Source organism: Gryllotalpicola kribbensis (genome assembly GCF_039538245.1).
In the GTDB taxonomy this organism is placed as follows: domain Bacteria; phylum Actinomycetota; class Actinomycetes; order Actinomycetales; family Microbacteriaceae; genus Gryllotalpicola; species Gryllotalpicola kribbensis.
Genome location: NZ_BAABBX010000015.1, coordinates 213,733 through 238,611 on the forward strand (window position 1 = coordinate 213,733; position 24,879 = coordinate 238,611).

33 protein-coding genes are annotated in these 24,879 nt (G+C 68.4%); 10 read left to right on the forward strand and 23 right to left on the reverse strand.

What is annotated here, in order from left to right; all coding sequences use genetic code 11:
* Positions 1-91: 91 nt before the first annotated feature.
* Positions 92-1,123 (forward strand): helix-turn-helix transcriptional regulator, encoded by a 1,032-nt coding sequence (locus ABD716_RS10445; protein WP_344776555.1) that lies wholly within the window; start codon positions 92-94, stop codon positions 1,121-1,123.
* On the opposite strand, the gene ABD716_RS10450 is transcribed toward ABD716_RS10445, so the two are convergent.
* From ABD716_RS10450 to ABD716_RS10475, 6 genes are all read right to left on the reverse strand, one after another.
* On the reverse strand, positions 1,116-1,973 hold the full coding sequence (locus ABD716_RS10450) for an ADP-dependent NAD(P)H-hydrate dehydratase (protein WP_344776557.1): 858 nt from the start codon (positions 1,971-1,973) through the stop codon (positions 1,116-1,118). The genes ABD716_RS10445 and ABD716_RS10450 overlap by 8 nt on opposite strands.
* Complete coding sequence (locus tag ABD716_RS10455) at positions 1,963-2,715, reverse strand: histidine phosphatase family protein (RefSeq protein WP_344776559.1); 753 nt, start codon at positions 2,713-2,715, stop codon at positions 1,963-1,965. Before ABD716_RS10455 ends, ABD716_RS10450 begins: the two co-directional genes overlap by 11 nt.
* 44 nt (positions 2,716-2,759) lie before the next feature.
* Positions 2,760-4,280, reverse strand: coding sequence for an arabinosylfuranosidase ArfA (arfA, locus tag ABD716_RS10460; protein ID WP_344776561.1), 1,521 nt, complete (start codon positions 4,278-4,280; stop codon positions 2,760-2,762).
* A gap of 39 nt (positions 4,281-4,319) precedes the next feature.
* Entirely contained in the window at positions 4,320-5,198 is an 879-nt protein-coding gene (locus ABD716_RS10465; RefSeq protein WP_344776563.1) for a carbohydrate ABC transporter permease, read from the reverse strand.
* On the reverse strand, positions 5,198-6,088 hold the full coding sequence (locus ABD716_RS10470) for a carbohydrate ABC transporter permease (RefSeq protein ID WP_344777249.1): 891 nt from the start codon (positions 6,086-6,088) through the stop codon (positions 5,198-5,200). The genes ABD716_RS10465 and ABD716_RS10470 overlap by 1 nt, the downstream gene beginning before the upstream one ends.
* Before the next feature lie 137 nt (positions 6,089-6,225).
* The gene (locus ABD716_RS10475; protein ID WP_344776565.1) at positions 6,226-7,512 is read right to left on the reverse strand and encodes an ABC transporter substrate-binding protein; all 1,287 of its coding nucleotides are present in this window, start codon (positions 7,510-7,512) and stop codon (positions 6,226-6,228) included.
* Positions 7,513-7,683: 171 nt separating this feature from the next.
* Between ABD716_RS10475 and ABD716_RS10480 the strand changes: the two genes are divergently transcribed.
* Positions 7,684-8,739 carry a LacI family DNA-binding transcriptional regulator gene (locus tag ABD716_RS10480; RefSeq protein WP_344776568.1) on the forward strand — a complete coding sequence of 352 codons (1,056 nt, stop codon included), beginning with the start codon at positions 7,684-7,686 and terminating at the stop codon, positions 8,737-8,739.
* Positions 8,740-8,838: 99 nt separating this feature from the next.
* Here ABD716_RS10480 and ABD716_RS10485 read toward each other — a convergent pair whose 3' ends face one another.
* Positions 8,839-9,879 (reverse strand): YeiH family protein, encoded by a 1,041-nt coding sequence (locus tag ABD716_RS10485; protein ID WP_344776570.1) that lies wholly within the window; start codon positions 9,877-9,879, stop codon positions 8,839-8,841.
* A 108-nt stretch (positions 9,880-9,987) separates the two neighbouring features.
* Here ABD716_RS10485 and ABD716_RS10490 point away from each other — a divergent pair, with 108 nt between their 5' ends.
* Entirely contained in the window at positions 9,988-10,854 is an 867-nt protein-coding gene (locus ABD716_RS10490; protein WP_344776572.1) for a LysR family transcriptional regulator, read from the forward strand.
* Between the two features lie 24 nt (positions 10,855-10,878).
* Here ABD716_RS10490 and ABD716_RS10495 read toward each other — a convergent pair whose 3' ends face one another.
* Complete coding sequence (locus tag ABD716_RS10495) at positions 10,879-11,070, reverse strand: hypothetical protein (protein ID WP_344776574.1); 192 nt, start codon at positions 11,068-11,070, stop codon at positions 10,879-10,881.
* Between the two features lie 491 nt (positions 11,071-11,561).
* Between ABD716_RS10495 and ABD716_RS10500 the strand changes: the two genes are divergently transcribed.
* Positions 11,562-11,885, forward strand: coding sequence for a hypothetical protein (locus ABD716_RS10500; protein ID WP_344776576.1), 324 nt, complete (start codon positions 11,562-11,564; stop codon positions 11,883-11,885).
* A gap of 36 nt (positions 11,886-11,921) precedes the next feature.
* Here ABD716_RS10500 and ABD716_RS10505 read toward each other — a convergent pair whose 3' ends face one another.
* From ABD716_RS10505 to ABD716_RS10515, 3 genes are all read right to left on the reverse strand, one after another.
* Positions 11,922-12,641, reverse strand: a complete 720-nt coding sequence (locus tag ABD716_RS10505; RefSeq protein WP_344776577.1) for a Type 1 glutamine amidotransferase-like domain-containing protein — start codon at positions 12,639-12,641, stop codon at positions 11,922-11,924.
* A 115-nt stretch (positions 12,642-12,756) separates the two neighbouring features.
* Positions 12,757-13,338: a dihydrofolate reductase family protein gene (locus ABD716_RS10510; protein WP_344776579.1), complete on the reverse strand. Its 582-nt coding sequence runs from the start codon at positions 13,336-13,338 to the stop codon at positions 12,757-12,759.
* Complete coding sequence (locus tag ABD716_RS10515) at positions 13,335-13,925, reverse strand: TetR/AcrR family transcriptional regulator (RefSeq protein ID WP_344776581.1); 591 nt, start codon at positions 13,923-13,925, stop codon at positions 13,335-13,337. The genes ABD716_RS10510 and ABD716_RS10515 overlap by 4 nt, the downstream gene beginning before the upstream one ends.
* A 76-nt stretch (positions 13,926-14,001) precedes the next feature.
* Between ABD716_RS10515 and ABD716_RS10520 the strand changes: the two genes are divergently transcribed.
* Together ABD716_RS10520 and ABD716_RS10525 are read left to right on the forward strand one after the other, a co-directional pair.
* Positions 14,002-14,454 (forward strand): DoxX family protein, encoded by a 453-nt coding sequence (locus ABD716_RS10520; protein ID WP_344777251.1) that lies wholly within the window; start codon positions 14,002-14,004, stop codon positions 14,452-14,454.
* Positions 14,455-14,480: 26 nt separating this feature from the next.
* Positions 14,481-14,942, forward strand: coding sequence for a GNAT family N-acetyltransferase (locus ABD716_RS10525; RefSeq protein WP_344776583.1), 462 nt, complete (start codon positions 14,481-14,483; stop codon positions 14,940-14,942).
* Here the strand turns inward: ABD716_RS10525 and ABD716_RS10530 are convergent.
* Complete coding sequence (locus ABD716_RS10530; RefSeq protein ID WP_344776585.1) at positions 14,918-16,093, reverse strand: PrsW family intramembrane metalloprotease; 1,176 nt, start codon at positions 16,091-16,093, stop codon at positions 14,918-14,920. The two genes, ABD716_RS10525 and ABD716_RS10530, sit on opposite strands and share 25 nt — an antisense overlap.
* A gap of 104 nt (positions 16,094-16,197) precedes the next feature.
* Here ABD716_RS10530 and ABD716_RS10535 point away from each other — a divergent pair, with 104 nt between their 5' ends.
* Positions 16,198-16,926, forward strand: a complete 729-nt coding sequence (locus ABD716_RS10535) for a MerR family transcriptional regulator (protein WP_344776587.1) — start codon at positions 16,198-16,200, stop codon at positions 16,924-16,926.
* Between the two features lie 202 nt (positions 16,927-17,128).
* Here ABD716_RS10535 and ABD716_RS10540 read toward each other — a convergent pair whose 3' ends face one another.
* The 11 genes from ABD716_RS10540 to ABD716_RS10590 all read right to left on the reverse strand — a co-directional run bounded on the left by ABD716_RS10540 (position 17,129) and on the right by ABD716_RS10590 (position 21,842).
* Positions 17,129-17,458 (reverse strand): hypothetical protein, encoded by a 330-nt coding sequence (locus ABD716_RS10540; RefSeq protein WP_344776589.1) that lies wholly within the window; start codon positions 17,456-17,458, stop codon positions 17,129-17,131.
* The gene (locus ABD716_RS10545; protein ID WP_344776591.1) at positions 17,455-18,081 is read right to left on the reverse strand and encodes an Asp23/Gls24 family envelope stress response protein; all 627 of its coding nucleotides are present in this window, start codon (positions 18,079-18,081) and stop codon (positions 17,455-17,457) included. The genes ABD716_RS10540 and ABD716_RS10545 overlap by 4 nt, the downstream gene beginning before the upstream one ends.
* Positions 18,078-18,644 (reverse strand): RNA polymerase sigma factor, encoded by a 567-nt coding sequence (locus ABD716_RS10550; RefSeq protein ID WP_344776593.1) that lies wholly within the window; start codon positions 18,642-18,644, stop codon positions 18,078-18,080. The genes ABD716_RS10545 and ABD716_RS10550 overlap by 4 nt, the downstream gene beginning before the upstream one ends.
* A 124-nt stretch (positions 18,645-18,768) precedes the next feature.
* Entirely contained in the window at positions 18,769-19,035 is a 267-nt protein-coding gene (locus ABD716_RS10555) for a GlsB/YeaQ/YmgE family stress response membrane protein (RefSeq protein WP_344776595.1), read from the reverse strand.
* A gap of 91 nt (positions 19,036-19,126) precedes the next feature.
* Positions 19,127-19,300, reverse strand: a complete 174-nt coding sequence (locus tag ABD716_RS10560) for a CsbD family protein (protein ID WP_344776597.1) — start codon at positions 19,298-19,300, stop codon at positions 19,127-19,129.
* 74 nt (positions 19,301-19,374) lie between these two features.
* Positions 19,375-19,596, reverse strand: coding sequence for a hypothetical protein (locus ABD716_RS10565; RefSeq protein WP_344776599.1), 222 nt, complete (start codon positions 19,594-19,596; stop codon positions 19,375-19,377).
* A 15-nt stretch (positions 19,597-19,611) separates the two neighbouring features.
* Positions 19,612-20,271 carry a hypothetical protein gene (locus ABD716_RS10570; RefSeq protein ID WP_344776601.1) on the reverse strand — a complete coding sequence of 220 codons (660 nt, stop codon included), beginning with the start codon at positions 20,269-20,271 and terminating at the stop codon, positions 19,612-19,614.
* Positions 20,271-20,840, reverse strand: coding sequence for a hypothetical protein (locus ABD716_RS10575; RefSeq protein ID WP_344776603.1), 570 nt, complete (start codon positions 20,838-20,840; stop codon positions 20,271-20,273). The genes ABD716_RS10570 and ABD716_RS10575 overlap by 1 nt, the downstream gene beginning before the upstream one ends.
* A complete protein-coding gene (locus ABD716_RS10580; RefSeq protein WP_344776605.1) occupies positions 20,837-21,187 on the reverse strand; it encodes a hypothetical protein in 351 nt (116 codons plus the stop codon). The genes ABD716_RS10575 and ABD716_RS10580 overlap by 4 nt, the downstream gene beginning before the upstream one ends.
* Positions 21,184-21,375 carry a DUF2273 domain-containing protein gene (locus ABD716_RS10585; RefSeq protein WP_344776607.1) on the reverse strand — a complete coding sequence of 64 codons (192 nt, stop codon included), beginning with the start codon at positions 21,373-21,375 and terminating at the stop codon, positions 21,184-21,186. Before ABD716_RS10585 ends, ABD716_RS10580 begins: the two co-directional genes overlap by 4 nt.
* A complete protein-coding gene (locus ABD716_RS10590; protein WP_344776609.1) occupies positions 21,372-21,842 on the reverse strand; it encodes an Asp23/Gls24 family envelope stress response protein in 471 nt (156 codons plus the stop codon). The genes ABD716_RS10585 and ABD716_RS10590 overlap by 4 nt, the downstream gene beginning before the upstream one ends.
* Positions 21,843-22,213: 371 nt before the next feature.
* Between ABD716_RS10590 and ABD716_RS10595 the strand changes: the two genes are divergently transcribed.
* The 3 genes from ABD716_RS10595 to ABD716_RS10605 all read left to right on the forward strand — a co-directional run bounded on the left by ABD716_RS10595 (position 22,214) and on the right by ABD716_RS10605 (position 24,838).
* Positions 22,214-23,233, forward strand: coding sequence for an alpha/beta hydrolase (locus tag ABD716_RS10595; protein ID WP_344776611.1), 1,020 nt, complete (start codon positions 22,214-22,216; stop codon positions 23,231-23,233).
* An 88-nt stretch (positions 23,234-23,321) separates the two neighbouring features.
* A complete protein-coding gene (locus ABD716_RS10600) occupies positions 23,322-24,320 on the forward strand; it encodes an SLAC1 family transporter (RefSeq protein ID WP_344776613.1) in 999 nt (332 codons plus the stop codon).
* Positions 24,317-24,838 (forward strand): Dps family protein, encoded by a 522-nt coding sequence (locus ABD716_RS10605; protein WP_344776615.1) that lies wholly within the window; start codon positions 24,317-24,319, stop codon positions 24,836-24,838. Before ABD716_RS10600 ends, ABD716_RS10605 begins: the two co-directional genes overlap by 4 nt.
* The last annotated feature ends 41 nt before the right edge of the window (positions 24,839-24,879 follow it).

Below are 24,879 nucleotides of genomic sequence, written 5' to 3' on the forward strand. Positions count from 1 at the left end.
GGTCCTTTCCGTTCGGCGCTGTTCGGCGCCGCAGGAGCGACGCTAGAAGCAATACCGGGCGGAATCCGCCCTGTTATGAAAAGATGCGCGAGTGACCCGGCCCACCGCGCGCGTGCTCGCGCTGCTCGAGATCCTCGAGCGCGGCGGCACGCACCGCGCCGCGCAGCTCGCGGCCGAGCTCAGCGTCGACGAGCGCACGGTGCGCCGCTACATCGAGCACCTCGTCGACATCGGCATTCCGATCGAGAGCGTGCGCGGGCGCTACGGCGGCTTCCGGCTGACGGTGGGCGAGCGGATGCCTCCCCTGATGCTCACCGAGGACGAAGCGCTCGCCGTCTCGCTCGGCCTCGTCGCCGCCCAGCGCTCGGGACTCGTCGGCGCCGCCGGCGCGGCCGAGATCGCGGGCCGCAAGGTGCGCGGGTCGCTGCCTGCGCCGAGCGCCCGCCGGCTCGAAGCGGTGCTGCAGGGCGCCGCCTTCACGGAGCCCGTGGTGCCCGCCGCGGCGGCCGAGACCCGGGTGCTTCTGCTGCTCGCCGAGGCGGCCCGCAAGCGGCGGCCGCTCTGGTTCCGCTACACGGCGCGCGACGGCCGCGCCAGCGCACGCACGCTGCTGCCGTACGGCGTGGTGGCTCACGCCGGCCGCTGGTACGCGACGGGGCACGACTCGCTGAGCGGGCAGGTGCGCACCTTCCGCCTCGATCGCATGCTCGACCCGTCCCTGCTGCCCGGGGCGTTCGACGTGCCGCCCGGCTTCAACCCGGTCGAGGCCGTGCTCGGAAGCCTCGCGACGACACCGTGGGCGCACGATGTGCGGGTCGTGGTGCGCGGCGCGGTCGACGAGGTGCGGCGCGCCGTTCCCCGCGATCTCGCCACGGTCGATGAGGTGGCGGATGCCACCCCCGACGAGCCGTGGACCCGGGTGCGCCTGCGCGCCGAGCGGCTCGACTGGGTGGCCGCGCTGCTCGCCGGTCTGAATCGCGAGTTCGTCATCGAGAGCCCCGACGAGCTGCGCGCGGGCATGCGCGGGCTCGCCGATCGACTGGCCGCGGCGGCCGACGGGTCAGGCGCCGATGCCGATGCCGCCCCCGGCCCCGCCCCCAGCGCCGCCGCCAGCCTCAGGTGACTGCGCCGAGCTCGGCCGGCAACCGCGCGGAGAGGTCTCGCGCGAGATAGCCGATCGGGGCGAGCTCGGCGGCGAGCGTCTTCCCGGCCGCGGCGTGCAGGTATGTTCCCCAGACGGCGGCCTGCAGCGCGGGGCATCCCCTGCCCGCCAGCCCCGTGATCGCGCCCGCGAGCACGTCGCCGCTGCCCGAGGTGCCAAGCCCCGGCCCGGCCTCGTTGACCCGGTACGCCGTGCCCTCGGCGTCGGCCACGACGCCCATGCAGCTCACGACGGCGCCGTAGCGCCGGGCGAGCTCGACCGTGTCGTCGACCAGCTCGCGCAGCGGGCGCCCCAGCAGGACCTCGGCCTCGCTCTCGTTCGGCTTCATGATGGCGTTCGCGAACGGATTCCCCGCGCGGCGAGTGGCGAGCGCGCCGAGCGCGTAGGCGTCGAGCACGACCGGCTGCGCCCCGCGCACGACGTCGCTCAGCGCGGCAAGCATGCGGCGAGCCTCGCGGATCTCGTCGAGACCCGGGCCCACGAGCACCGCGTCGGCGCCTCGCAGCTCGGTCGCGAACGACCGCACCGAGCGGCCGCGGACATGGCCCTCGGCGGTCTCGTCGAGCGCCAGCACGCCGCTCTCGGGCACCGCGACGGCGACCGTCTGAGCGACCGACGCGGCGACCGCGAGCGTCAGGCGGCCGGCCCCGACCCGCAGCGCGGAGAGGCCCGCGAGCTGCGCCGCGCCGGGGGTCGCGCGGGCGCCGCCGACCACGACGATGTCGCCCCGCGAGCGCTTCGACCCGTTCGGCTCGGGCAGCGGCCACGAGCGCAGCAGCGCCTCGTCGACGTCGATCACGTCATGCGCCATCGGGGTCCGTCCCTGCGTGCTCGGTCGCCGGCACCCCGGCCGACACGATGTGGCTGGCGTCGCCGAAGGCCTCGAGGGTCCAGGCTCCGCCGGCATCCCTCGTGAAGCTCGTGATCGATGCGTTGCCGACGGCGCGCTCGCTCAGGAAACGGGCGAGCTCGGCCTCGTCGAGGCCCAGCAGCACGTATGCGAAGAGGCTCACGACCGCGTCGTGGGTGAACACGACGAGGGGGCCGGATGCCTGCTCGTCGGCGTCGCGCAGGAAGGACCGCACCCGCAGCGCGACGTCGGCCCACGACTCGCCGCCCGGCGGCCGGTAGAAGAACTTGCCGAGCCAGCGGCGGCGCGCCGCCTCGCCCGGAAGCCGCACGTCGACGCCGTGCGAGGTGAGCGCGTCGATGATGCCGAGCTCGCGGTCGCGCAGGCGCTCGTCGACGCGGATGCGGCCGACGTCGCCGCCGCCGTCGGGCCCGGCGCCCGCGGCAAGACGCGCAGTGTCTCGCGCGCGGCGGTAGGGCGAGCTCCACACCCGAGCGGCCGCAGCCCAGTCGGGGCCGAGCTGCTCGCGCAGCGCATCGCCGAGGGTCGCCGCCTGGCTGCGCCCCAGCTCTGAGAGGCGGACGTCGGCGTCGCGCGCCTCGACCTCGATGACCTCTGCTCCGGCGCGCTCGGCGACCGCCGCGGCGACGTTCGCCGTGCTTTCGCCGTGCCGGATCAGCAGTATCCGCGCTTCATCGCTCACAGGAACTCCCCTCGTGCTCTGCAGCTACGGTTCCCGACCTGCGCTCACTCCAAGCCGATCGCCGTCCAGGACACGGGCGGCAGCTCGATCGTGAGCACGCCGTCGGCGAGCGTCGCAGTGGTGTTGGCCCGCGGAACGACGCGGTTCTGGTCGCTGAGGGTGTTCTGGGCGTACACGTCGGCGTCGGCGAGGGTGGTCGCCTCGGCGACCCGCGTCGCCCCGAGGGCGCGCACGTCGATCGTGATCTGCGCGGGCTCGCTCTGGTCGCGATTGACGAGGAACACGGCGGCCCGGCCCTCGTCGACGGTGGCGACCGCATCGATGACGGATGCCCGCCCGTGACGTGCCGTGTCATACGTCGGCGCATCGATCACGGGCCGGATGACCTCGCCCGAGGCGAGCCGGCTCGTGATCGAGAACGGGTAGAACGTCGTCTGCCGCCACGCCGGGCCACCCGGCTCGGTCATGATCGGGGCGATGACGTTGACGAGCTGGGCGAGCGAGGCCGAGGTCACGCGATCGCTGTGCTTGAGGAGCGTCATGAGCAGGTTGCCGACGACCACGGCATCCGCCACCGTGTAGACGTCCTCGAGCAGGCGCGGAGCGCGGCGCCATTCGGAGGATGCGGCGGCGGCCGGGTCCGGGTTGTCGCCGTCGGCATCGGACTTGTGCAGGTACCAGACGTTCCACTCGTCGAACGAGAGGTTGATCTTCTTGCTCGACCGCTTCTTGTAGCCGACGTGGTCGGCGGTCGCGACGACGGTGTCGATGAAGTAGTCCATGTCGAGCGCGGAGGCGAGGAACGAGCCGAGGTCGCCGTCGTACTCCTGGTAGTACGCGTGGCACGAGACATAGTCGACGAAGTCGTAGCTGTGCTCGAGCACCGTGCGCTCCCAGTCGCCGAAGTGCGGCATGCCCGAGCCCGACGAGCCGCAGACGACGAGCTCGAGGTCGGGCTGGGCCGTCTTCATCGCCTGCGCGGTGCGCGCGGCGAGCTTGCCGTAGTCGTCGGCCGACATGAAGCCCGTCTGCCAGTGGCCGTCCATCTCATTGCCGAGGCACCACATGCGCACGTTGTGCGGTTCGGGCGTCCCGTTCGCGATGCGCAGGTCCGACAGCGCCGTGCCCGACGGATGGTTCGCGTACTCGAGCAGGTCGAGGGCTTCGAGGATGCCCCGCGTGCCGAGGTTGACGGCCAGCATCAGCTCGGAGTCAGTGAGCTTCAGCCACCGCGCGAACTCGTCGAGGCCCACCTCGTTGGTCTCGATCGACCGCCAGGCGAGATCGCGGCGGACCGGTCGGGTCGCCCGCGGCCCGACCGAGTCCTCCCAGCGGAATCCGGAGACGAAGTTGCCGCCCGGGTAGCGGACCGTCGTGCTGCCGAGCTCCTTGACGAGCTCGACAACGTCCAGGCGGAACCCGTCGGCGTTCGCCGTCGGGTGGCCCGGCTCGTAGATCCCGTCGTACACGCAGCGCCCGAGATGCTCGACGAACGAGCCGAAGGTGCGACGGTTGACGGGGGCGATGACGGCATGCGTGTCGAGCTCGATGTGGGCGCGGGGCACCTGGGGCCTTTCGTCGTGGGTGAGGGGCGACAGGAACTCCTAGCCTTTCACGGCGCCGGTCAGGCCGCCGACGATGCGCTTCTGGAAGACGGCGAAGAAGATCAGCGCGGGCAGCATGGACAGTGAGGTGAACGCGAGCACCTTCGCCGTGTCGGTCGAGTGCTCGGACGAGAAGGCCTGCACTCCGAGCGGCAGCGTGTAGTTGGAGGCCGAGTTCAGGATGTACAGCGGCAGCACGTAGTTGTTCCAGCTGCCGATGAACCCGAGGATCGCGACCGTCACCACGCCCGGGATCGATAGCGGAATGGCCATGCGGAAGAAGAACCCGAGCCGGCTCGCGCCGTCGATGGACGCCGCTTCCTCCAGCTCGTTGGGGATCGCGCGCAGGAACGGCGTCAGGATGATGACGGTCGTGGGCAGGCCGAAGGCGATCTGCGGAATCGCGATGCCCATGAGGTTATCGACCAGGCCGAGATCCTTGATGATGATGTACAGCGGCGTGATCGCGATCACCAGCGGGAACATCAGCCCCGCGGCGAACAGCGAGTACATGGCGCCCTTGCCCTTGAAGTTGTAGCGGGCGATCACGTAGCTCACGGCCACCCCGAGGACGACGGTTCCCGCGGTGCTCACGACCGCCACGATGACCGAGTTCGCAAACTCGCCCCAGAACGTCGTCGAGGTCAGCACGGTGAGGTAGTTGCCGAACTCCCAGGGGTTCGGGAACCCGGCCGGGCTCGTCGTGAACTGCGAGTTGGTGCGGAAGCCGCCCAGCACGATGTAGAGCACGGGGGCGATGCACACCGCGATCAGCAGCAGCGCGATGAAGTAGGTAACCGGATTCCCCCACTTCTGCGGCGTATCGCGGTCGACGGTGCGCCGGAACAGCCTGCGCGGCTGCGGTGTCGCGGCGGTCATTACTGCACTCCTTCGGTGACGGCGCCCTGCAGGTCACGGCGCAGGACGAAGCGCTGGTAGATCAGCGCGACGATGAGAGAGATGAGGAACATCACGACGGCGACGGCCGAGCCGTAGCCGTAGTTCCCCGCCGTGCGCCCCTGGGCGACCATGTAGGTCGCCATGGTCGAGGTGCCGGCGGTCGAGGCGATGTACTGGCCCCAGATGATGTAGACGAGGTCGAACAGCTGCAGCGAGCCGATGATCGACAGGAACGCCCAGATCCGGATCGTCGGCCCCAGCAGCGGCAGCGTGATGCGCCACTGGATCTGCCAGTAGGACGCCCCATCGATGGCGGCCGCTTCGAACAGCTCCTCGGGGATGGACTGCAGACCGGCGAGCATCAGGATGACCGCGAAGCCGATGTACTTCCACGAGATGATGCCCATCAGCGACCAGATCGCGATGTTGGGGTCGCTCAGCCAGTCGGCCGCGAGGAAGCCGAGTCCGATGTTGTGAAGCAGGTCGTTGAGCGCCCCCTGCGACTGCAGCATGAGGCTGAAGCCCGTGCCGACGATGACCTCAGAGATCACGTAGGGCACGAAGATCAGCACGCGGATCACCGCGCGGCCCCTGATCTTCTGATTCAGCAGCAGCGCCAGAACGATCGCCAAGGGGCCCTGGATGACCAGCGACAGCACGACGATCTGCAGGTTGTGCCAGAGCACCTGCTGGAAGGCGGGGTCGGTGAGGATCAGCTTGTAGTTGTTCAAGCCGACGAAGTCCGTGGCGGGGCCGTAGCCGTGCCACCGGAAGAATCCGTAGTAGGCGGCCAGCGCGACCGGGAAGATCACGAGGCCCACGAAGACGATGATCGCGGGGCCGGAGAGGACGGCGATCTCGAGGCGCATGAGGGCACGGCTGCGGCGCTTGCGCGCCGGCGGCGTCGAGGACGCGGCCGAAGCCGCGCCCTCGACGCGAGTCGTCCCCTGCGAGCGGCCGCCGGCGACGGCCTCAGTACCCAGGGTGCTGCTCATGTTCTGACTACTCAGCCCTTCGCCGCTGCCGCGTTCGTGTCCTTCGGGATGTCGGCCGCGGTGCCCTTGCCTGCGAGCAGGTTGACGACCGCGGTGTTGAGCGCGTTTCCGACGTTCTGCCCGTACTGCGTGTCGAGGAAGTTCACCGTGTAGGCCGCCTTGTTGAAGGCCTGCAGCGACGACACGTTGTAGGGCTGGGTGACGACGGACTGCGCGTCCTTGTTGACGGGGATGGACTGGAAGGCCGTGGCGTAGGCCTTCTGCTGCTCGGGCGTCAGGAGGAACTCGAGGAACTCCGTCGCCTCTTTCGGGGCGTTCTTCGACAGCGAGTAGCCGCCGCCGCCGGCCATCAGGGCACTCGGGTCACCCTTGCCGCCGGACACCGACGGGAACGGGAACCAGCCGAGGTCGGGAAGCGGCTTCTTGTTGGGCGTCAGGCCGCCGACGACGCCGGGCTCCCAGTTGCCCATGAGCTCCATCGCCGCCTTGTGGTTGGCGAGCAGGCCGGCCGAGGAACCCGCACCCGTCTGACCCGGCGTGGTGAGGAATCCCTTCTGGAAGGGGTCGGTCTTGAGCAGGTCTGCGACGTCGTCGCCCGCCTTCGTCCAGCACTCGTCGGTGAACTTGAGCGACTTGGTGACCTTGTTGATGGTGTCCTGGCTGCACTCGCGCAGGGCGAAGTTGTAGTACCAGTGGGCCGCCGGCCAGGCATCCTTGGCGCCGACCGCGATCGGCGTGATGCCCGCGGCCTTCAGCTTCGCGACATCGGCGTTGAGCTCGTCCATCGAGGTCGGCGTCGTCGTGATGCCCGCCTGCTTGAACAGGTCCTGGCTGTAGTAGATGCCCTCGGGCTGCGTGTCGGTCGGCACGGCGTAGACCTTGCCGTCGACCGTGTCGGAGGCGAGCGCCGCACCGGCCGCCGTCTTGGTCGCGTCGTCGAGCTCGATCGGCTGCAGGTAGCCCGCGTCGATCATCGCCTGCATCTTGCCGCCGCCGCGCTGCATGAAGATGTCGGGGGCCGAGTTCGAGTTGAGCGCCGTCTGCAGCTTTCCGTCGAAGTCCTCGTTCTGGATCGCCTGGAGCTTGACCGTCACGTTCGGGTGCGCCTTGTGGAAGGCCTCCGCCGCGCTCTTCCAGTACGCGGCGCCGTCGCCGTCCGTCGCGTTCTCCCAGAGGGTGAGCGTGACCTTCCCGTTGGATGATTTGCCGGTGCTGCCGCTGTTGCCGGCGCACCCGACGGTCGCGAGCGCGACCCCCAGGCCGAGCGCGACCAGCGCCGCGCCTCGTGATTTCCGCATCATTGTGGAAACTCCTTGATTGTCGTCATTGACACAGGTGGTGAGAGTTTTGTTGCGCAAACTTCCGCTCCGCTGCGGAAGTCGATGCCTTTCATACACCGAACCCGCGGCGGCTGCAAAACGTTTTCCGCGCTGAGTTGCAAAACCGTTAGCGGCCAATACTCTTGCCGTATGTCCCCACGGCCTGCCGGCACCCGACCGACGCTGTCGCTGGTCGCGCAGGCCGCAGGCACGAGCGTTCCCACAGTTTCGAAAGTTCTGCGTGGCGGCACGGATGTCTCGGCCGAGACGCGCGCGAAGGTGATGGACGCCGTCCACTCGGTCGGGTACACGAGGCGGCCGGGCACCAAGGTCGAGACCGCCGTCGACGAGGGCACCTCGTCGACGGCTCTGAACCTCGTCGTGACGCACCTCGAGGGCTCGTGGGCGAACCAGGTGCTCGTCGGCGTGGGAAGCGCGGCCGCGGCATCCGATCTCGACCTCATCATCACGCTCGCCCAGCCGAACACCGACTGGGCGTCCCGCATTCTGCGCAGGCGCGGCGTCGGTGTCGTCGGTGCGCTGCTCGACCCGGCATCGCCGCAGTTCAGCACGCTCGTCGCAGCCGGTGTTCCGATGGTGCTGCTCGAGCCGATGAGCGCGCCGCCCGCGGGCATCCCCGCGATCGGCGTGGCGAACTGGGATGCCGGCAGGACGGCGGCCGAGCAGCTGCTGGCCCTCGGGCACCGGCACATGGGGGTCATCGCCGGCTATTCGCGCCACATCTACAGCCGGGCGCGCGTCGACGGCTTCCGCTCGGCCGTCGATGCTGCAGCCGGCGACACGCGGGTGACGGTGGCGCCCGGCCAGTGGGACGAGGCGCGCGCGGCGGCCGACACCCATAAGCTGCTCGATCGCGACCCGGCCATCACGGCGATCTTCGCCTGCTCGGACCCGATGGCCCTCGGCGTCTACAACGCCTTGGCCGAGCGCGGACTGCGCATCCCCGACGACGTGAGCGTCATCGGGTTCGACGATCTGCCGGAAGCGCACTGGATCAGCCCGACCCTCACGACGATGCGCCAGCCCAGCCGCGAGATGGGCGACAGCGCGGTCAGGATGCTGCTCGACCTCACCCGCCCCGAGAACCCGGTGCGATGGGCGCGCCCGCGCATCGAGATGTCGGCGGAGCTGGTGGTGCGCGCATCGACGGGCCCCGCGCGGGCGGCGGCGGCCGGCTCTCAGTGACCGCCCTGCCCCGCGCTCTGCGCGGGGTGGTCACGCGCGGGGGTGCCTGTGGCTGAGCGCTCGCTCGCTTCATCCCCTCGAAGAGGGCGGGGCGGGTCGTCAGAGCGAGTGCGTCAGCGCCTGCAGGCCGAGCGAGGCCAGCGCCACCATGAGCCAGAGGATCGCGCCGAGCGCAAGCGGGCGCAGGCCGGCCCGCCTCAGCACCTGAACGCGGGTGCCCAGGCCGATTCCGGCGAGCGCGACGGTGATCAGGAAGGTGCCGAGCTGGCTCAGGGCGGGGTGCCAGGCCGCGGGGATCGCTCCGGCGGAGTTGACGGCCGCGGCGACGACGAACCAGATCAGGAACTGCGGCACGATCGACCGCCAGGCCCACGCCGGCGACGTCGAGGTCGCCGACGTGGGCGTGGCGCCGACCGGGCCGGTCGCCCGCATGGCCGCCCTCCGGCGGTGGACGGCGATCGCGACGGTGATCGGAATGATCATGAGGGTCCGGGTGAGCTTCACGACCACGCCGTACTGCCCAGCGGCGGCGCTGAAGCTGAATGCCGCGGCGACCACCGACGAGGTGTCGTTGATCGCGGTGCCCGCCCACAGCCCGAACGCCCGATCGCCGAGCCCGAGGGCGTGGCCGATGAAGGGGAAGGTGAGCACCGCGACCACGTTGAAGGTGAAGATCGTGCCGATCGCATAGGCCACCTCGTGGGCTTTGGCGCGGATGACGGACTGGGTGGCTGCAATCGCCGACGCACCGCAGATGGCGGTTCCGACCGCGATCAGCGTGCGCGTGTCCGGAGCGAGTCCGAGCGCCCGGCCGATCAGCAATCCGCCCGCCAGGGCGACGGCCAGCGTGCCGAGCATCACGGGCAGCGACTGCCACCCGGTGCGCACGATCTGGCTCAGCGACAGCCCCGATCCCAAGACGACCACCGAGGCCTGCAGAACGTACTTGCCTGCCCACGCGGCACCGCTGTCGACCGGTGCGCCCGGGCGCATGAGTGCGGCGAGCGCGGCCCCGATGGCGATGCCGAAGACGGGCGCGCCCACGACAGGGGCGAGGCGGCCGAGCGCGGTCGCCGCGACGGCGATGGCCACGGCCACGGCGAGGCCGGGGATTCTGGCGGTGATGCGGCTGACAGGCATACCTCGAGGCTCTCGCCCGCGCGGCAGGGCGAGTAGCGTCACGTGATTGTGGATATACAAGCGACCGTTGTAGCTCAAGCCGCCGGCTCGACGGCCGACCTGCTCTCGATGCGACTTCTCGCGGCCCTTGCGGAGGCCGGCTCGATCTCGGCGGCGAGCAGGCGGCTGGGGGTCTCGCAGCAGGCGGCATCCATGCGGATGCGTCAGCTCGAAAAGCGGCTCGGCATCCCGCTGCTGCATCGCACGGCGCGCGGCGCGACGCTCACCGGCGAGGGCGCCGTGGCCGCCGAATGGGCTGCCGACGTCGTGCATGCCGCAGACCGCTTCGAGGCAGGAGTGGCCGCCCTGCGCGAGCAGCGGGCACCCGTCGCCGTCGCGGCGAGTCTCACCGTGGCCGAGTACCTCCTGCCGCGCTGGCTGATCGCCGCGCGCGCCGCCGCCCAGACCCGGCCGGTCTCGGTGACCGCGACCAACAGCACGCGGGTCATCGAGCTCGTCGCCGACGGGCCGCACGGGCTCGGCTTCATCGAGTCGCCGCAGTCGGTCGGAGCCCTGCGCTCGGAGGTCGTCGCGCGCGACGAGCTGGTCACCGTCGTTCCGCCGGGGCACGAATGGGCCCGGCGCGGGACGATCTCGCCGAGCGTGCTGGCCCGGACCCCGCTCATCACGAGAGAGCGCGGCTCGGGAACGCGCCTCAACGCCGAGCAGATCATGGCGGACGCCGGCCACCCGCCGGTCCCCCCGCTCGTCGAGCTTCCGACAACTGCGGCGATCCGAACCGCGGTGCACGCAGGGGCCGGCGTCGCGATCCTCAGCATTCTCGCGGTGCGCGACGACATCGCCGCGGGCCGGCTCGTTCGGGTTCGCGTGCGCGGGCTGCGATTCGTTCGTGAGCTGCGCGCCGTCTACGCGCGGGCCGACGAGCTCGCGCCCGAGCTGCGCACCCTGCTCGCGGTCGCGACGCGCGGGGCCTGACGGCGCGGCGACGTCAGGCGCTGCTCAGCGAATCTCCGCGCCCAGCGCGACGTTCCAGCCGGCGCCGTTGCGCGCGAGCCCCATCAGCAGGATCGCGGCCCACTCGAGGACGTAGCTCGCCTCCAGTCCGCCAGCATTGAGGGGGCGGATGCCGATGCTCTGCAGGAATGCCGCGGACTGTGCCCGCACCTGCGCGTCGCCGCCCGCGAAGAGCACATCGAGGGAGGGGCACTCGCCCAGTAACGGCGACCACGGCAACCGGCCCGACCCGGCCGCCGTGCCGCGAGCGTACGAACCTGACGATCTCGTGCCGGCCCCGGGCTTCGCCTGCCTGCCCGGTTGGCGTCACCTCGCCGGTTGTTCGAGGTTCTCGCTGATGTACGGCCTCCCTTGACAGAGCACGTCAGATAACAGGAATCCCTGCGAGATCAGCCAGATCTCGCACAGTGGAGTCCCGCACTCCCCATCGAACGGAACGGCGTGCCGCGAGACCTCGGTCGCTCTTCAGAGCGCGCTGGGCTGCCTTCTGCGTTCTCGACGCGTGAAACGGCGAAGGGGCGTAGTGTCACAACTGTGCCCACCACGGGGCACACTGGGCTACGTCCCAACCAGGCCGCGACCCCGCAGTCGGAAAAGCGCCGACAAACCAGCTAGGTCTTCCGTTCGCTCGAACACTGCGGGACTCCGTAACCCCGTCAGGACATTCGATGCACGACAACACCTCAGTGACCCCGCAAGCCTTGCAAGGCACGCTCTATGACCCGGATACACTGACCCCCGGTCGGCCCCGCGAATTCACCATCGCCGACCGCGCCATCTCGGCTGAAAGAACCGCCGAGGGCATCACAGTGATCTCCGAAAACCACTACGCGGTCGTCATCAGACCTACCGAAGATGGGCAATACATCGTCACCGGAGCCAGCGAGACCACTCACCGATCGCAGCCGGGAAGCTACGGCGAAGCCGTGCAGACCGCTCTGGATCGCCTCCGCGAGCTCACCGACGCGGCGAACCGAGGCGCCACCACGTGACCCGTGGCCGGCTCCTTGAGCGCCGATGAAGTGCGGTCACTTGCCGACCCTGGCGGCCAGTATGCCGTCCGAGGTCGGCCGCACCGACCAAACGCTTCCTTTGCCTTCAACGTGAAGCCTTCCCGCACTCACAATGAGTGTGGTGCGCTCGTCGATCCCGAGCCCTCGCGCGACCAGCCCCGACTCAACGGCGGCGACCAATCGCGACAGCATGCCGCGCTGGGCCACGTGCACCTCAATGGCCGTGTCGACGAGGCCGATGCCAGCCTCGATCTCCAGTTCGTCGCCGACTTCGCCCGGCTCTTCAGGTGAGACGACCATGCCGCCGATGCGCGAGCCGCTTCCAAACGCACTCTGCCCGGCGACCATCGCACCGGCCGAGACCCCGAGGTACGGCACTCCAGCGGCGACTTGCCGACGCAACTCACCGAATACCGGCTCGAGTCCTGTGCGTACGTCCTCGACGAAGCCGCCCCCTACCGCAATGCCATCAACGTCGGCAATCGCAGCAGGCGCGATCGGCTCACCGGGCCGCCCCACAGTCAGGCGCAAGTCGATAACGGTCCCCGTTCCGGCCAGGAGCTCACCAAGCGCGACCGCCTTCTCCTCTGCCTCGGGGTGCAGGGAGATCACGGCGATATTTGGCCGCGTGCGGCCAGCTTGACGCGCCTTCAGAGCCGCTTCGGCGACGAACGGAGCATATAGCGGGGCGTCCACGCGAGTGGTTGCGCCGCCGCCGAGGAGATGCACGCTCACGCAGCCTCACCCCCCGTCTTGACGACAGACAAGCATGCTGCGCACTGGCGCCGAGCGCAGATCCTGCGGCTGAACCGGCGGGCACCGATGCCCGCGACGCGCGCCTTCAAGGTCATCAAGAGACACTATCCTGCCGGGAGTCCACCCGATACCTGGCTCGGATGAACTGCCCGATCGCGTATGTCTCAACCAGGGTGAGCTGCGCGGAGTCGAGGCGCGCCGGAAACAGCGGGGAGCCGGCGCCGAGTGTTGCGGGGGCGATGGAGAGATGGATTTCGTCAAGATGCCCAGCCGCTGCGAATTGGGTGGCTAGATCGCCGCCTCCGATCAGCCAAATGTCTCTCGAGCCGGCTACGGCGCGGATTCGGTCGATGTGGCGCGCCGGAGGACCTTCCACAAACTCGATGTCGGCGCCCGGCACGGCGGGCAAGTCACTCCGGTGCGTGAATACGAACATCTTCTTGCCGCCGAAGTAGGTGTGCCATCTCTCGGGGTTGTCAAGAAGGTGCTCGTGCTCCAGAACCCAACGATACGTTCCTGAGCCTGCGACAATCGCCCTCACGCCAGACGCGAAAATCTCCCCTTCTGCCAGCGAATCCGCCCCGCCCTCGACGCCGTCGAGCCAGTCAAGCGAGTTCTTCGGGTCGGCGATGAAACCGTCCAGTGAGGTGGAGGTGTAGTACACGATCCGCGTCATGCGTTTACCATTCGTGGCGTCGTCGTCGGCGGGAAGAGTTGTCGAGCTGCCGCGCGCGCGAGCGCGAGCGGGTCGGCGTCGCCAAGCGCGCCCGCCTGCGCCAAGGATGCAAGGCCATGGACCAGACTCCAGGCAGCTCGGCGTGCCACATCGAACGGGACGGTCAGCGCCCCCTCGGGCAGGGTTGCCAGGCCCGTCTCCAACGCAGCTGCAGCGCGCTCGCGCTGCGTGCGCAGCTCAGCCGTTTCCTCAAGGAGATCCGCTCGGAACATCACTGCGTAGTTCCCCGGGCGAGCAAGCGCGAACCGCACATACTCAACAGCAGCTTCAGCGAAGTCGCCCTGCTGATTCGGGGACTCTAGAGCGTCGGCAAGACCAGCGAACCCCTCTACGGCCAGTGCGGTGAAGAGCCCGCGCCGCGAGCCGAAGTGGTATGCGGGCGCGCCATGAGTCACGCCGGCAAGACGCGCGAGCTGCCGAAGCGAAAGGGAGTCAGGGCCGCTTCGGGCGATCGCATTCGCCGCGCTCTCCATCACCTGTTGTTTGAGACTGCCGTGGTGATACGAGTCCGCCATGCGATTCAGCATACGCGCAATCTAGACATTGACTAAATCCGGCACGTCTGCGCATTATCTATTCATTGACTAGATATTGGACGGTGTGATGGTTCCGTTGGTGGTTCTGATGGTGTCCGCATTCACTGCGCGAGGCATTGGGTTGCTCGGCGCCGGCTTCTTCGGGTCATGGTCGGCGGCACTCGCCGCGGGCCTCGCCGCTATGTTCTTCCTGACCGCCTTCTCGCACTGGGCGCGCCCCCGGCGCGACGGCCTGATTGCGATCGTTCCGCCATGGATTCCGGCCCCGCGACAGATCGTCACAGTCACCGGAATCCTTGAGGCGGCAGGTGCCCTCGGCGTGCTCGTCCCGGCCACGCGGTTCGCGGCCGCCTCGTGCCTCGCAGTGCTGCTCATCCTGATGTTTCCGGCGAATGTCCGCGCCGCACGCGGCGTCGACCATCCTGCGGCGCCGAGCACACCGCTTCCGTTACGCACCATGCTGCAGGTTGTCTTCGTCTCGGCTGCCGGCTTCGTTGCTTACACATCGGCGGGCCTGTGACGGCGGCAGCGGTCCGACTCCGGCCAATGTCGGTAGCTGATGTACCCGCAGTCGCCGTCATTTGGGGGCAGGGCTGGCACGATGCCCACAGCGGTCTCGTCGCACCCGCGCTTGAGCTGATCCGGACTCCCGCGTCGTTCACCGCGCGCGCGATGCAGCGAGTCGAAAAGACTGTTGTGGCGGTCGTTGACTGCGAGGTGGTTGGGTTCGTGACAGTCATCGCTGACGAGGTCGAAGAGCTCTTCGTTGAGCGCGCAGTGCGGGGACGCGGCATAGCGGCCGCCCTGCTGCACCACGCAGAGGCAGCTATCAGGGCTGAAGGATTCATTGAGGGCTGGCTGGCGGTGATCGCCGAAAACACCCGAGCTCGACGCTTCTATGAACGCGAAGGTTGGGTCGACCGCGGCCCTTTCGAGTACCAGGCTCAGGGCGCTGATGGCCCCCTCCTCGTTCCCAGCCACCGCTATGCGCGACCACTAGGCACCTGACGACGCCATGCGAGCGAGCGTCGACCGACGCTCGCAGCGGATGCCGCTGCTCTGGCGTTCGCGGCGGCGCGGCGTTGCAAGGCGAGTTGTTCTCTGTCGGTCCGGCGGTCGCGTGCGATGCGGAGCGCGAGCGCGCTCGCTTCTGCCTGATACCGGCCGAAGGCACGAGCCGCCTGCCACCCTGAGTTGCGTCGGAGCTCCGCTCGTCGTTGCCGCCGTGCACGCAGACTGATCAACGGTTCTGCTTCCTCGAGCGAGATGTCCGCGTCGCGAACCAGGCTCGGGACGCCTGCGGCGATCAAGCGTGCCTCCCGGTGACGGAGCACGGCCGCGGAGATGAGGACGGCGAGGAAGACAGGGACCATCACGGTGCCGTAGATCCTGAAGATCAGGAGTTGGTCGCCGCTCGCAAGCCCGGCCCAGTCCCAGATCCCATGCAGGAAAATCGCCGCGAGCAGCCCGGTCGCCACAGGCAGCGCCCAGGTGCCCCGGCCCCGCGATCTCGTCGCGATGCCGACACCGATGGCCGTCAGCGCGACCATGAGGGAATGAAAGAAGGGCACCAGGAGCACCCGGATGAAGAGCGTCACGCCGAGAATCGAGATCGCCGCGGCATCCGTCCCCCCTGACCGAACGACATCGGCCAACGGTCGTCCCAGATACAGGCTGTTCTCCGTGAACGAGAACCCGGCGCCCACCAGCCCTGCAACGACGATGGCATCCACAACGCCTGCGATCTCCCGTCGCCTGTACACCAGAAGCCAGAGGAGGAACAGCGCCTTCAGCACCTCTTCGGTGACCGGGGTGATGATCAGAGGCCGCACCCACGCGCCTGTATCCGGACCCCATGCAGTGTCGACCAGAGCCTGCAGCCCCTGCTGCGACCAGATCGCACCGAACGCCGCGACGCTCGCACCCCACACGAAGGCCGACACGAGAATTCGGGGGCGTCCCCGCTTCCACCGGTCGAGCCAGAGGAACGCCGACACCGTCACTGTTGTGATGACAGCCGACAACGCGAGCCCCATCGCCACCCCGCCGATGCCGGCCTGGCTCGACGCCCACACGAGCGAGCCCACCCACGTCACCGCCGCCCCAATGGGCCAGATCACCCAGGCTCGTCGTCTGTCTGTCTTCATGTCCGTTGCCATTGCGCCTGCCTCCAAGAGTCGATCCGTCGCGGGTTCACGACAGCCGCATCAGTGGACACCATGCCGTCACGGCATACTCAAGAGCTGAGGAGAGAGGGCCCCTGATGACGTGGAGCACACGAGAGATCGCGCAACTCGCCGGCACAACCCTGCGCACCGTGCGGCACTACCACGAGATCGGGCTGCTTCCCGAACCCGAACGGATGTCGAACGGCTACAAGTCCTACCGCACCGACCACCTGGTCCGTCTCCTCGAGATCCGCCGACTGGCACGAATCGGCCTGCCGCTGTCCACCATCGCGACCGTCGTCCAGGGCGCCGGAGACCTGGACAGCAGCACCCTGGACGCGGTCGAGGCCGATCTCGCCGCGACCATCCAGCAACTGCAGCAGGCCCAGAAGGAGATCGCCCAGCTGCGGCGCACCCCGGTCAAGACCGACCTGCCATTCGCTGCGGCAGTGGCAGCGCAGGAGGCCGAACTGTCCGCAGCGGACCGGTCGTTGTATGCCGTCATCACGCAGGTCGCCGGAGACCGCGGCATGTCCCACTGGGACTCCATTCTGCGCGGATTCGCACGCACTCTGGCCTTCGACGAGTTCGACGTCCTCCGCGCAGACGCTGACGAACAGACCCGGCAGAGCCTCGCGGAGCGGATGACACCTCATACGACCGAGCTGCTCGCGCAGAACCCGCTCCCCGACGACGCCCTCCCTCCTAGCATCCGAGAGCAATCAGCATTCGCCCAGACAGTGATCGACGCGATGATCGATCTCTACAACCCCGCCCAACTCGACGTCATCGCACGAATCTGGCGCGCCATCGGCATCGTGTGACGCTCACGCGGCGAAGGACGGCGCCGGCATGGACACTCTGCTACCGTGCAGCCCGGAAATGGAAGGCGGTTCGAAGCTCACACAGCCACGAGCCTCCGCAAGCATGTCATCACCTGACGCCGCGGATGTGCCAGCGCGGCCTTGCCCGGCACCGATACCTCGGCCGAGCGCGACGCCTGTAGCTCCGTGGCCGGGAGCGCTCCTAGCCAGTGACGTGAGCGACGGTGATCGAGACGGCCGCATCCGTGTGTCCGTTGGCCCGCAGCCAGGTGAGGATCGTGTCGTAGGCGAGGCGGCAGGTCTCGGTCGCTGAGCGCTCGTCGACGCCGATCGTGACGGTGATGCTCGGGTGCGCGCCGGAGTCCGTGAGCTGGACATACGGGATCGACTCGCGTTCGGGGCGCAGCAGTTCTTTGCCTGCGGCGACGGCTTGGCCGAGCAGTCCGCCGGTGCGGTAGAGGGCGGTCACGCCGGGCACGTCGGCGATGACGCGGTCGAGGGCGGCCGCCATGCTTTCACTGGTCGCGGTCATGACGGTTCCTCCTCGGCGGGCAGCTGGTGGATGTCGTGGATGGTGACGTCCACTGCCTGGACGTTCAAGTCGGTGTGCGCTGCCAGACGGCGCCGGATCGCGGTTCGCAACGCGTCCGCGATAGTGGGCAGGCTGGTGCCCCATAGCACGCTCGCGTCCACCACGATCCCGATCGGCTCGTCGGGCACGGTCACGTCGCCGGTGAAGCGGCAGCGGCCGATGATCACGCCGTCGATCTCGTCCTCGGCGGCCCGGATGATGCCGCGGACAGCGCCCTCGGTGATGCCGAGGTCCGCCATCGGGTCGGGGTGAGCGATCGGGATACGCCGGCCAGCGCGCGCGTCCACGGCGATGGCGCCGAGGATGCGCGAGATCCACCCTTCGTCTCGTGCCGACTTCTCCTCGGCCTCGGCGTCAGCCTCGGCGAGGGCTGCGGACAGGCCACGCAGCCGCTGCATCGCCTGCAAGGCCAGCTGACAGCCGGGCGACTCATCGATGGACGGGTCCGGCGGGGTGCGGTCGGCATCCAGATAGGCGCTGAGCTCCTCGACCGTGTGCCCGTTCAGGTCGTCGGGCTCAAGGGCCAGGCCGTTTAGCTCGGGGAGGTCGTCCTGGGGGCTCATCGCCAGGCCTCCATTCGCACGATGAGGTATTTCCGGGCGCGTGCCAGCAGTCCGCGCACGGTGGAGAGGGGGATGTCGAGTTCGCCTGCGATGTCGTCGTAACTGTACCCGGCGACTTCCCGCAGCACCCAGCACTGCCGTTGCGCCTCGGGCAGTTCGCCGAGCGCGGCCGAGAGCTCCTCGAGCTGCGAGCGCTGCTCCGTGATGCGCTGCGGCGAGGCGGTCTCCGGTGCAGGCGGCTCGATCTCGGTGATGTCCAGCTGCGGCCGCCGGGCCCTGAGCCGCCCGATGGCCTTGTGAGCGACGATCCGCATCAGCCACGAGCGCACGGCTTCGGGCCTCTCCAGGTTCGGCAGTTGCTGCCACGCGGTGATGAACGCGTCCTGCACGACATCGTCGACCTCGTCGCTCGAATTCAGGATGCGGCGCGCATAACCGCGCATCAGCGGCCCGTACCGGAGGATGAGGACGCGGAACGCGTCCGCATCCCCGTCCGCTGCGCGCCCCGCGACGATCCGGTCATCGGCCGTTTCCACCGGGCGTCGGTGGTGCTCACCTGCCATAGCTGCAGTCCCCTCGGGTGCGTCCTCACCGTTGAGGACGCCGCAAGCCGTGCTCGTGGCACCGCCTGCTCACGACGAGCGTGTCGCTGAGCGTCCTGCCGGTCCAACATGGTTGTACGTTTCCTCAACTCGCGCGGTGACGCCCGAAGATCAATCCGTAGATGAGCAACACGATCACGGCCCCGCCGACGGCCAGCAGCCAGGTGGTCAGAGAGAAAAAGGAGGTGAGGCTCGCGTGGAACAGGATGCCGCCGAGCCAGCCGCCGAGCATCGCGCCGATGACGCCGAGCAGGAGGGTGAGGAACCAGCCCATCGGCTGTTTGCCGGGGATGATGAGCCGGGCCAGCGCGCCGGCAGCCAGGCCGAGGATGAGGAAGCCGAAGAATCCCATGGTCGGAGATCTCTCTTTCTGCTGAGGTGAGTGCGTTACCTAGAGGTGTGCGGCTCGGCCCTCGCGTTGGAGCGGGGGCCGAGCCGGATGGTCACTTCTTGAAGACGCCCTTGACGTCTTCAACCTTGTCCTTGACGGCTGCCGTGGCCTGGTCGGCCTTGCCCTCGGCCTCGAGGCTCTCGTTGCCGACGGCCTTGCCCGCGGTCTCCTTGACCTTGCCGCCCAGGTCCTGGGCAGCGTTCTTGATCTTGTCCTCTGCGCTCATCACGAGCTCCTTTCCTGGTAGTAGGTGTTTCTTTCATGGTTCGACCCGGTGGGTCGAGATCTGGTCGGGCCGGTTCAGCTCCACCGTTTCCGGGCGGCTCTGGCCGCCTGACCGGCGGCTTTGCCGGCCTTCTTCGCGAGCTCCTTGCGGGACTTGCGGGCGTGCGGGTCGTTCCACAGCCGCTCCAGCTGGTGCCGCAGATCCTCGTAGTTGCGTCCGCGCTTGGCCGCGGACTGCTGGCCGATCAGATAACCGGCCACGCCGACGATCGCGAGGATCAGGATGTTCTTGCGCATCTGTTCTCTCTCACCTCATTCCACAAGCGACAGTTCGCGCCGCCCGGCGGTCAGTGCGCGAAGCGGCGCGCGCACGCCCTCGCCGATGGCGGGCGTGAGCTGCAGGTAGACGGGGACCTCTTCACCGAGCAGCCCGTCCCATTCCCGCAACGCGGACTCCAGCGGCTCCACCAGCGTGGCGGCGTCGATACCGTCGGTGATGCTGACGGTGACCTTCAGCGCGGGTTCGCCCTTGACGCGATAGGCGGTCACGGCGGGCTCGGAGATGCCGCGGATGCCGCGAGCGGCCTGCCGGATCGCATCCCGTGCGACCTCGACGTCGACCGTCAGGAAGGCATCCGTCTCGCCGTCGGCGACATGCCATCCGTCCACGACCCGGCCGAGCCGGCCCCAGCCCTGCGCGAAGACGAAGATCAGCAGCAGCACGATCACGACCAGGGCGATCACAGGCGTCGCGGCGAGGAACCACGGCACCGGACGCGGCACCCCGATGCTCGCCAGGCCGAGCTGCTGGGCGTGTTCCAGCGTGGATTGCCAGCCGGGTGCACTCCGCTTCCACAGGTGAGACCAGGCCGGCACCGTCGTCACTGCGACGGCCGTAGCGCCCGCGATTAGCACCACGAGCCCGATGACGAGCAGGAACAGCCGGTTCAGGACACGGTTCGTGCTGTTCATCAGCCCACCACCGCCTTCTCGGCGATGACGACACGGGGCCGACGTGTCAGCCCGTACGAGGCTCCGGCGCACAGCACCGCGTCCTCCACGGCGGAGCGGTCTATGCTCACTCCCGCTGTGGGCGTGACGTGCACCGCAGCGCGACGACGCGCGACGACGACGGAGAGCTGCGCGCGGGAGACCCCGGCCGCCTCCGCCCCCTTCTTCGCCAGCGTCCGGGCGATGACCTTGTCATCCACGGCGACCGCAGCACGGGACGAGTCCACCCGGCGGCGCGGGCGTCGTCCCGGAGCCACCGCGAGGATCACCAGCAGGATGCCGAGAAGCCCGGCCACGATCCCGGCAGCCAGGAGCGCGTACCGCACCGTCGAGCGGAAGCCGGCGAGCTCCCGGAACCCGGCCTGGATCCCCGCCCACAGCGGCGGGTGAACGATCGCATACACGGCGGCGCCCCCCGCTGCGACGGCGAGCAGCATGATGACCACGGCGACCGTGATCGCAGCCCCGGCACGCGATGAGTGCGTCTCGCGCCGCACGATGCGCCGGTACACGGATGCCTGCGACGTCATCCCACCCTCCTTACGGCACCAGTTACGTCCAAGTGGGTGAACCGGACCTCGACGCGGCCCACCCTCCTGTCTGCAAGCTCGGCAAGCCGGCGCGCGACCTCCTCGCCGATGCCGACGGCACGCTCGATGAGCGTGCCCGGAACCCGCGCCACCCGCAGACCCAGCGGGGTCGCAGCCGTCACGGCGAGCCGACCCTGCACGCCAGACAGCTCGACGCTCACCTCGGAAGGGTCCACCCCGACCAGCTCCGCCACCACGGCCTCCGCGATGCGCCGCAAGGCGCGCGGCTGCACGATCGTGCGACCGGCCGGCGACGAGCCCGGCACGAGCGCGACGGCAGCGCTCATGACGACGAGCGCTTTCCTCGGAAGGCATCCGTCAGCGTGCGCACGTCCAGGCGGCCGTCCATGATCCGGCCGACACCCGCGCCGACCGCCATAGCGAACAGCACGAGCACGAAGGCCCAGAATCCCAGCGCGGCCCAGCTCAGCGCGAGGACCGCGCCGAGAGCCATGCCCACGACTGTCTTGCTCACAGGACTCGCGCCCCCTGAGAACCGTCGCCGTTCTCGTCATCGTCGTCGGAGGGGATGTGCACGTCATTGACCGTCACGTTCACCTCGGTCACCTCCATGCCCACCAGGTCTTCCATGGCCCGGTAGACCGCAGCCCGCACCTCGTCGGCGACCTGCTGCAACGCGACCGGGTACTCCGCCACGATGGTGACGTCCACCGCGACCTGCCTCTCCCCCACCTCGACGCTCACGCCCTGAGAGTGATCCGTGCTGTTCAAGGCATCGCGGATCGCCCCGATCGCGCGCGCCGCACCGCCGCCGAGCGCATACACGCCCCGCACCTCACGGGCCGCGATGCCCGCGATCTTCGCGACCACACCGTCCTCGATCGTCGTCTTCCCCGCACCGGAAGCCCCCACGTTGCTCCCCTTGGCCACGGACACGGGAGTGCTGCTCTTCCCGGAAACGCTCGGCTGAACATTCGACATCTCGAACTCCTTCACCACTGATCCACAGCGCAACCCACGCGCCGGCCGCTCTACAGCGACACCCCTCAGACGCGCCCAAGCCGCGCAACGTCACAAAAAAGTCATGACAAGCACCCTGGCCAACCGTCTACGCGAGCGAAGGGGCCCCAACTCGCATCCGCCGAGAACGTTCCGCCCGGTTTTCCGGGCGGAACGCTCCTCGGGGTGAGGAGACGGACCATGAGATCCGTCATGAGAAGGAGGTATGCGAGCCTCGCACCGTCATGCGCTGTCAGTGTTTTCCGAGGAACAGACGCTCGACGCAGATGCCGTAGGGATTTCCCTACATAGGCGCTTCGCGGGTTGTGGGGCCAGCACAGTATTCGTGACTCATGGTCTCGGACACGCTTGCCAGTGCAGGCATCACCCCACAACCATCCGAAGGGAAACCGATCATGGGCAAGTATGTGCTTGAGCCGGAAGCGCAGGAGATCGCTGATGCGACCTCGAAACCTCCTTTCCTGTATGAAATCGGGCCCGAAGCAGCTCGTAAGGTCCTCGACGACATCCAGGCGGCGCCCGTCGACAAGGTTGAAGTCGGCGAAGACAAGTGGCTGACGGTCGCCGCGGAGGTCGGCGATGTGCAGGTCCGCGTGATAAAGCCCAAGGGCGCGGAAGGCGTCCTCCCGGTCATCCTGTACATGCACGGCGGAGGCTGGATTCTCGGCAACTCCGGGACGCACGACCGTCTCATCCGTGAGCTTGCTGACGGAGCACATGCCGCTCTCGTCTTCGTCGAGTACGACCGCTCACCGGAAGCGCAGTACCCGGTGGCGATCGAGCAGGGCTTCGCCACAGCGAAGTGGATCGTCGCCAACGCGCAGGCGGAAGGCTTCGACACGTCACGGATCGCGGTTGCCGGCGATTCGGTCGGCGGCGACATGACCGCCGCCTTGACCCTCATGGCGAAGCAGCGCGGGGACGTGGCCTTCATCCACCAGCTGCTCTTCTACCCCGTGACGGACGCCGGCCAGCAGACCGACAGCTACAAAGAGCTCGCTGACGGGCCCTTCTTGAGCGCGAAGGCGATGGAATGGTTCTGGGACGCCTACATCCCGGACAAGAACGACCCGCGACGCAAGGAGATCACGGCGTCGCCGCTACAGGCGACTCTCGAGGACCTCAAGGGTCTGCCACCCGCACTCGTCATCACTGACAACGACGTCCTGCGGGACGAAGGCCAGCAGTACGCCAACAAGCTGATTCAAGCGGGTGTTCCGACGACGAGCGTTCACTACAACGGGGTCACGCACGACTTCATGATGCTGAACCCGGAGCGCCCGACGCAGGCTGCGACTGCGGCGATCGAGCAGGCGATCAGCGTGCTTCGAAAGGCGTTCGGGACGAAGTAGCCGGCGCAGCTTCAGTGCGCGTGCGGGGTTCGGTATATCGCCGGGCCCCGCACTTCTGCTGAAAGGCGAATGGCGACGGAAGACAATGATGAATCCGTATCTCGGCGGGCGCACGCGCCTGAATCTGTTCGGCATCCCGTTCGGGCTGGCAGGGCTGGCTGGCTTGTGGACGGAGACGGCGCAGTTCGTCCACCTTCCTGATGCCGTGCCAGACGCTTTCTGGGTGATCGCGATCATCGCCTGGCTCGTCGTCGCCGGGCGGTACATGGTCAGTGCGTCATCGTTCCGCGCTGTGCTGTCGGACGTCAGGGATGCCGCGCTTGGCCCGTTCGCGGCACTCGCGATCGTGGTGGCAACTCTGATCGGAGAGCGCGTCTACGCCGAAGCGCGCGTGGTGGGCGAAGTGTGGGTGCTCTCAACCTCCACAGCCTCGCTTCTGTTCGGGGCGTGGTTCATCGCGGAACTCGCAACCGGCGAGCGTGAGATCGACCAGCTTCACAGCGGATACTTCCTGCCGACGGTGGCCGCGGGCCTTCTCAGCGCGCAGGCTCTTGCGGCTACCGGATTCCATCTGCTGGCGATGGCTGCCTTCGGAACCGGCATCCTCTCTTGGATGCTGATCGGCTCGGTGACCCTGCATCGGCTCGCCTTCCGTCCGCAACCGCCGGCAAGCCTCATACCGACATACGCGATCTTCTCTGCGCCGCCTGCGGTCGCCGGTAACGCCTGGTTCGAGATCACCGCGGCCTCCGGGACGGAACGACTAGATGCGTTTCAGGAAGTGCTTCTCGGAACGTTCCTTCTTCTGATCGCCTTCCAACTCCTTCTGATCCCGACCTACCTGAAGGTTCCGTTCTCCCTGGGGTTCTGGGCGCTCACCTTCACAACCACTGCCAGTGGGCGATATGCCATTCGCGTCGTTGCCGACGTCGATGTCCCATACGGCGAGGTTGCGGAGTGGCTCATCGCTCTGGCAGCCACCGGACTGGTCGCGGTCATCGCCGTCGCATCAGTCCACATGACGATCCGCGGCCGTTCACGTGTGACGGCAGGATCTGCCCTTCATTCGAGCAAGGAGAGACCATGAATGACACCATCGGAAACGCGCGTCGCGGTGAGGACGCAGCGCCATTTCAAGGATCGGAGCGACTAACGGCCTCCCTGCAGCAGTGCCTCACCGACTTGCTCGAACTGCAGTTGCAGACCAAGCAGGCTCACTGGAACGTGGTCGGGTCTGGTTTCCGGTCGCTGCACCTCCAGCTCGACGAGGTCGCGGACAGCGCGCGCGATCTTGCCGATGCGGTGGCGGAACGGCTGCGCGCCGTGGGATCGGTCGCCGATGGCAGGAGTGACAGCTTGGTGCGCAACACCACTCTTCCCGCCTTCCCCGTCGGAGAGATGACCGTGTCAGACACGGAGCGGCTGATCCTGGGGCGTCTGCGGTCAGTCGCGGAGGTCGTCCGCTCGATCACGCTCACCGTCGATAGCGAAGACGCCCCGAGCGGTGACGTCTTGAACGGTGCGGTCGCCACGCTGGAAAAGCACGCCTGGATGCTTGCGTCCGAACAGCGTCGGCGCTCAACGTGGCCCGTTGATGGCAGCTGATAACGAATACGGGCGCCTCCGTGCGAATCGGGAGGGAGACC

Bases quoted from the DNA above. Each gene is read 5' to 3' on its own strand.
- ABD716_RS10570 (WP_344776601.1), bottom strand. From the start codon at position 20,271: ATGAACAGCACGAACCGTGTCCTGAACCGGCTGTTCCTGCTCGTCATC.
- ABD716_RS10575 (WP_344776603.1), bottom strand. From the start codon at position 20,840: ATGACGTCGCAGGCATCCGTGTACCGGCGCATCGTGCGGCGCGAGACG.
- ABD716_RS10595 (WP_344776611.1), top strand. From the start codon at position 22,214: ATGGTCTCGGACACGCTTGCCAGTGCAGGCATCACCCCACAACCATCC.
- ABD716_RS10480 (WP_344776568.1), top strand. From the start codon at position 7,684: ATGTCCCCACGGCCTGCCGGCACCCGACCGACGCTGTCGCTGGTCGCG.
- ABD716_RS10560 (WP_344776597.1), bottom strand. From the start codon at position 19,300: ATGAGCGCAGAGGACAAGATCAAGAACGCTGCCCAGGACCTGGGCGGC.
- ABD716_RS10515 (WP_344776581.1), bottom strand. From the start codon at position 13,925: ATGCTGAATCGCATGGCGGACTCGTATCACCACGGCAGTCTCAAACAA.
- ABD716_RS10590 (WP_344776609.1), bottom strand. From the start codon at position 21,842: ATGTCGAATGTTCAGCCGAGCGTTTCCGGGAAGAGCAGCACTCCCGTG.
- ABD716_RS10550 (WP_344776593.1), bottom strand. From the start codon at position 18,644: ATGGCAGGTGAGCACCACCGACGCCCGGTGGAAACGGCCGATGACCGG.
- ABD716_RS10475 (WP_344776565.1), bottom strand. From the start codon at position 7,512: ATGCGGAAATCACGAGGCGCGGCGCTGGTCGCGCTCGGCCTGGGGGTC.
- ABD716_RS10535 (WP_344776587.1), top strand. From the start codon at position 16,198: ATGACGTGGAGCACACGAGAGATCGCGCAACTCGCCGGCACAACCCTG.
- ABD716_RS10465 (WP_344776563.1), bottom strand. From the start codon at position 5,198: ATGACCGCCGCGACACCGCAGCCGCGCAGGCTGTTCCGGCGCACCGTC.
- ABD716_RS10545 (WP_344776591.1), bottom strand. From the start codon at position 18,081: ATGAGCCCCCAGGACGACCTCCCCGAGCTAAACGGCCTGGCCCTTGAG.
- ABD716_RS10605 (WP_344776615.1), top strand. From the start codon at position 24,317: ATGAATGACACCATCGGAAACGCGCGTCGCGGTGAGGACGCAGCGCCA.
- ABD716_RS10530 (WP_344776585.1), bottom strand. From the start codon at position 16,093: ATGGCAACGGACATGAAGACAGACAGACGACGAGCCTGGGTGATCTGG.
- ABD716_RS10520 (WP_344777251.1), top strand. From the start codon at position 14,002: ATGGTTCCGTTGGTGGTTCTGATGGTGTCCGCATTCACTGCGCGAGGC.
- ABD716_RS10525 (WP_344776583.1), top strand. From the start codon at position 14,481: ATGTCGGTAGCTGATGTACCCGCAGTCGCCGTCATTTGGGGGCAGGGC.
- ABD716_RS10600 (WP_344776613.1), top strand. From the start codon at position 23,322: ATGAATCCGTATCTCGGCGGGCGCACGCGCCTGAATCTGTTCGGCATC.
- ABD716_RS10510 (WP_344776579.1), bottom strand. From the start codon at position 13,338: ATGACGCGGATCGTGTACTACACCTCCACCTCACTGGACGGTTTCATC.
- ABD716_RS10555 (WP_344776595.1), bottom strand. From the start codon at position 19,035: ATGGGATTCTTCGGCTTCCTCATCCTCGGCCTGGCTGCCGGCGCGCTG.
- ABD716_RS10540 (WP_344776589.1), bottom strand. From the start codon at position 17,458: ATGACCGCGACCAGTGAAAGCATGGCGGCCGCCCTCGACCGCGTCATC.
- ABD716_RS10580 (WP_344776605.1), bottom strand. From the start codon at position 21,187: ATGAGCGCTGCCGTCGCGCTCGTGCCGGGCTCGTCGCCGGCCGGTCGC.
- ABD716_RS10485 (WP_344776570.1), bottom strand. From the start codon at position 9,879: ATGCCTGTCAGCCGCATCACCGCCAGAATCCCCGGCCTCGCCGTGGCC.
- ABD716_RS10565 (WP_344776599.1), bottom strand. From the start codon at position 19,596: ATGCGCAAGAACATCCTGATCCTCGCGATCGTCGGCGTGGCCGGTTAT.
- ABD716_RS10500 (WP_344776576.1), top strand. From the start codon at position 11,562: ATGCACGACAACACCTCAGTGACCCCGCAAGCCTTGCAAGGCACGCTC.
- ABD716_RS10490 (WP_344776572.1), top strand. From the start codon at position 9,988: ATGCGACTTCTCGCGGCCCTTGCGGAGGCCGGCTCGATCTCGGCGGCG.
- ABD716_RS10470 (WP_344777249.1), bottom strand. From the start codon at position 6,088: ATGCGCCTCGAGATCGCCGTCCTCTCCGGCCCCGCGATCATCGTCTTC.
- ABD716_RS10450 (WP_344776557.1), bottom strand. From the start codon at position 1,973: ATGGCGCATGACGTGATCGACGTCGACGAGGCGCTGCTGCGCTCGTGG.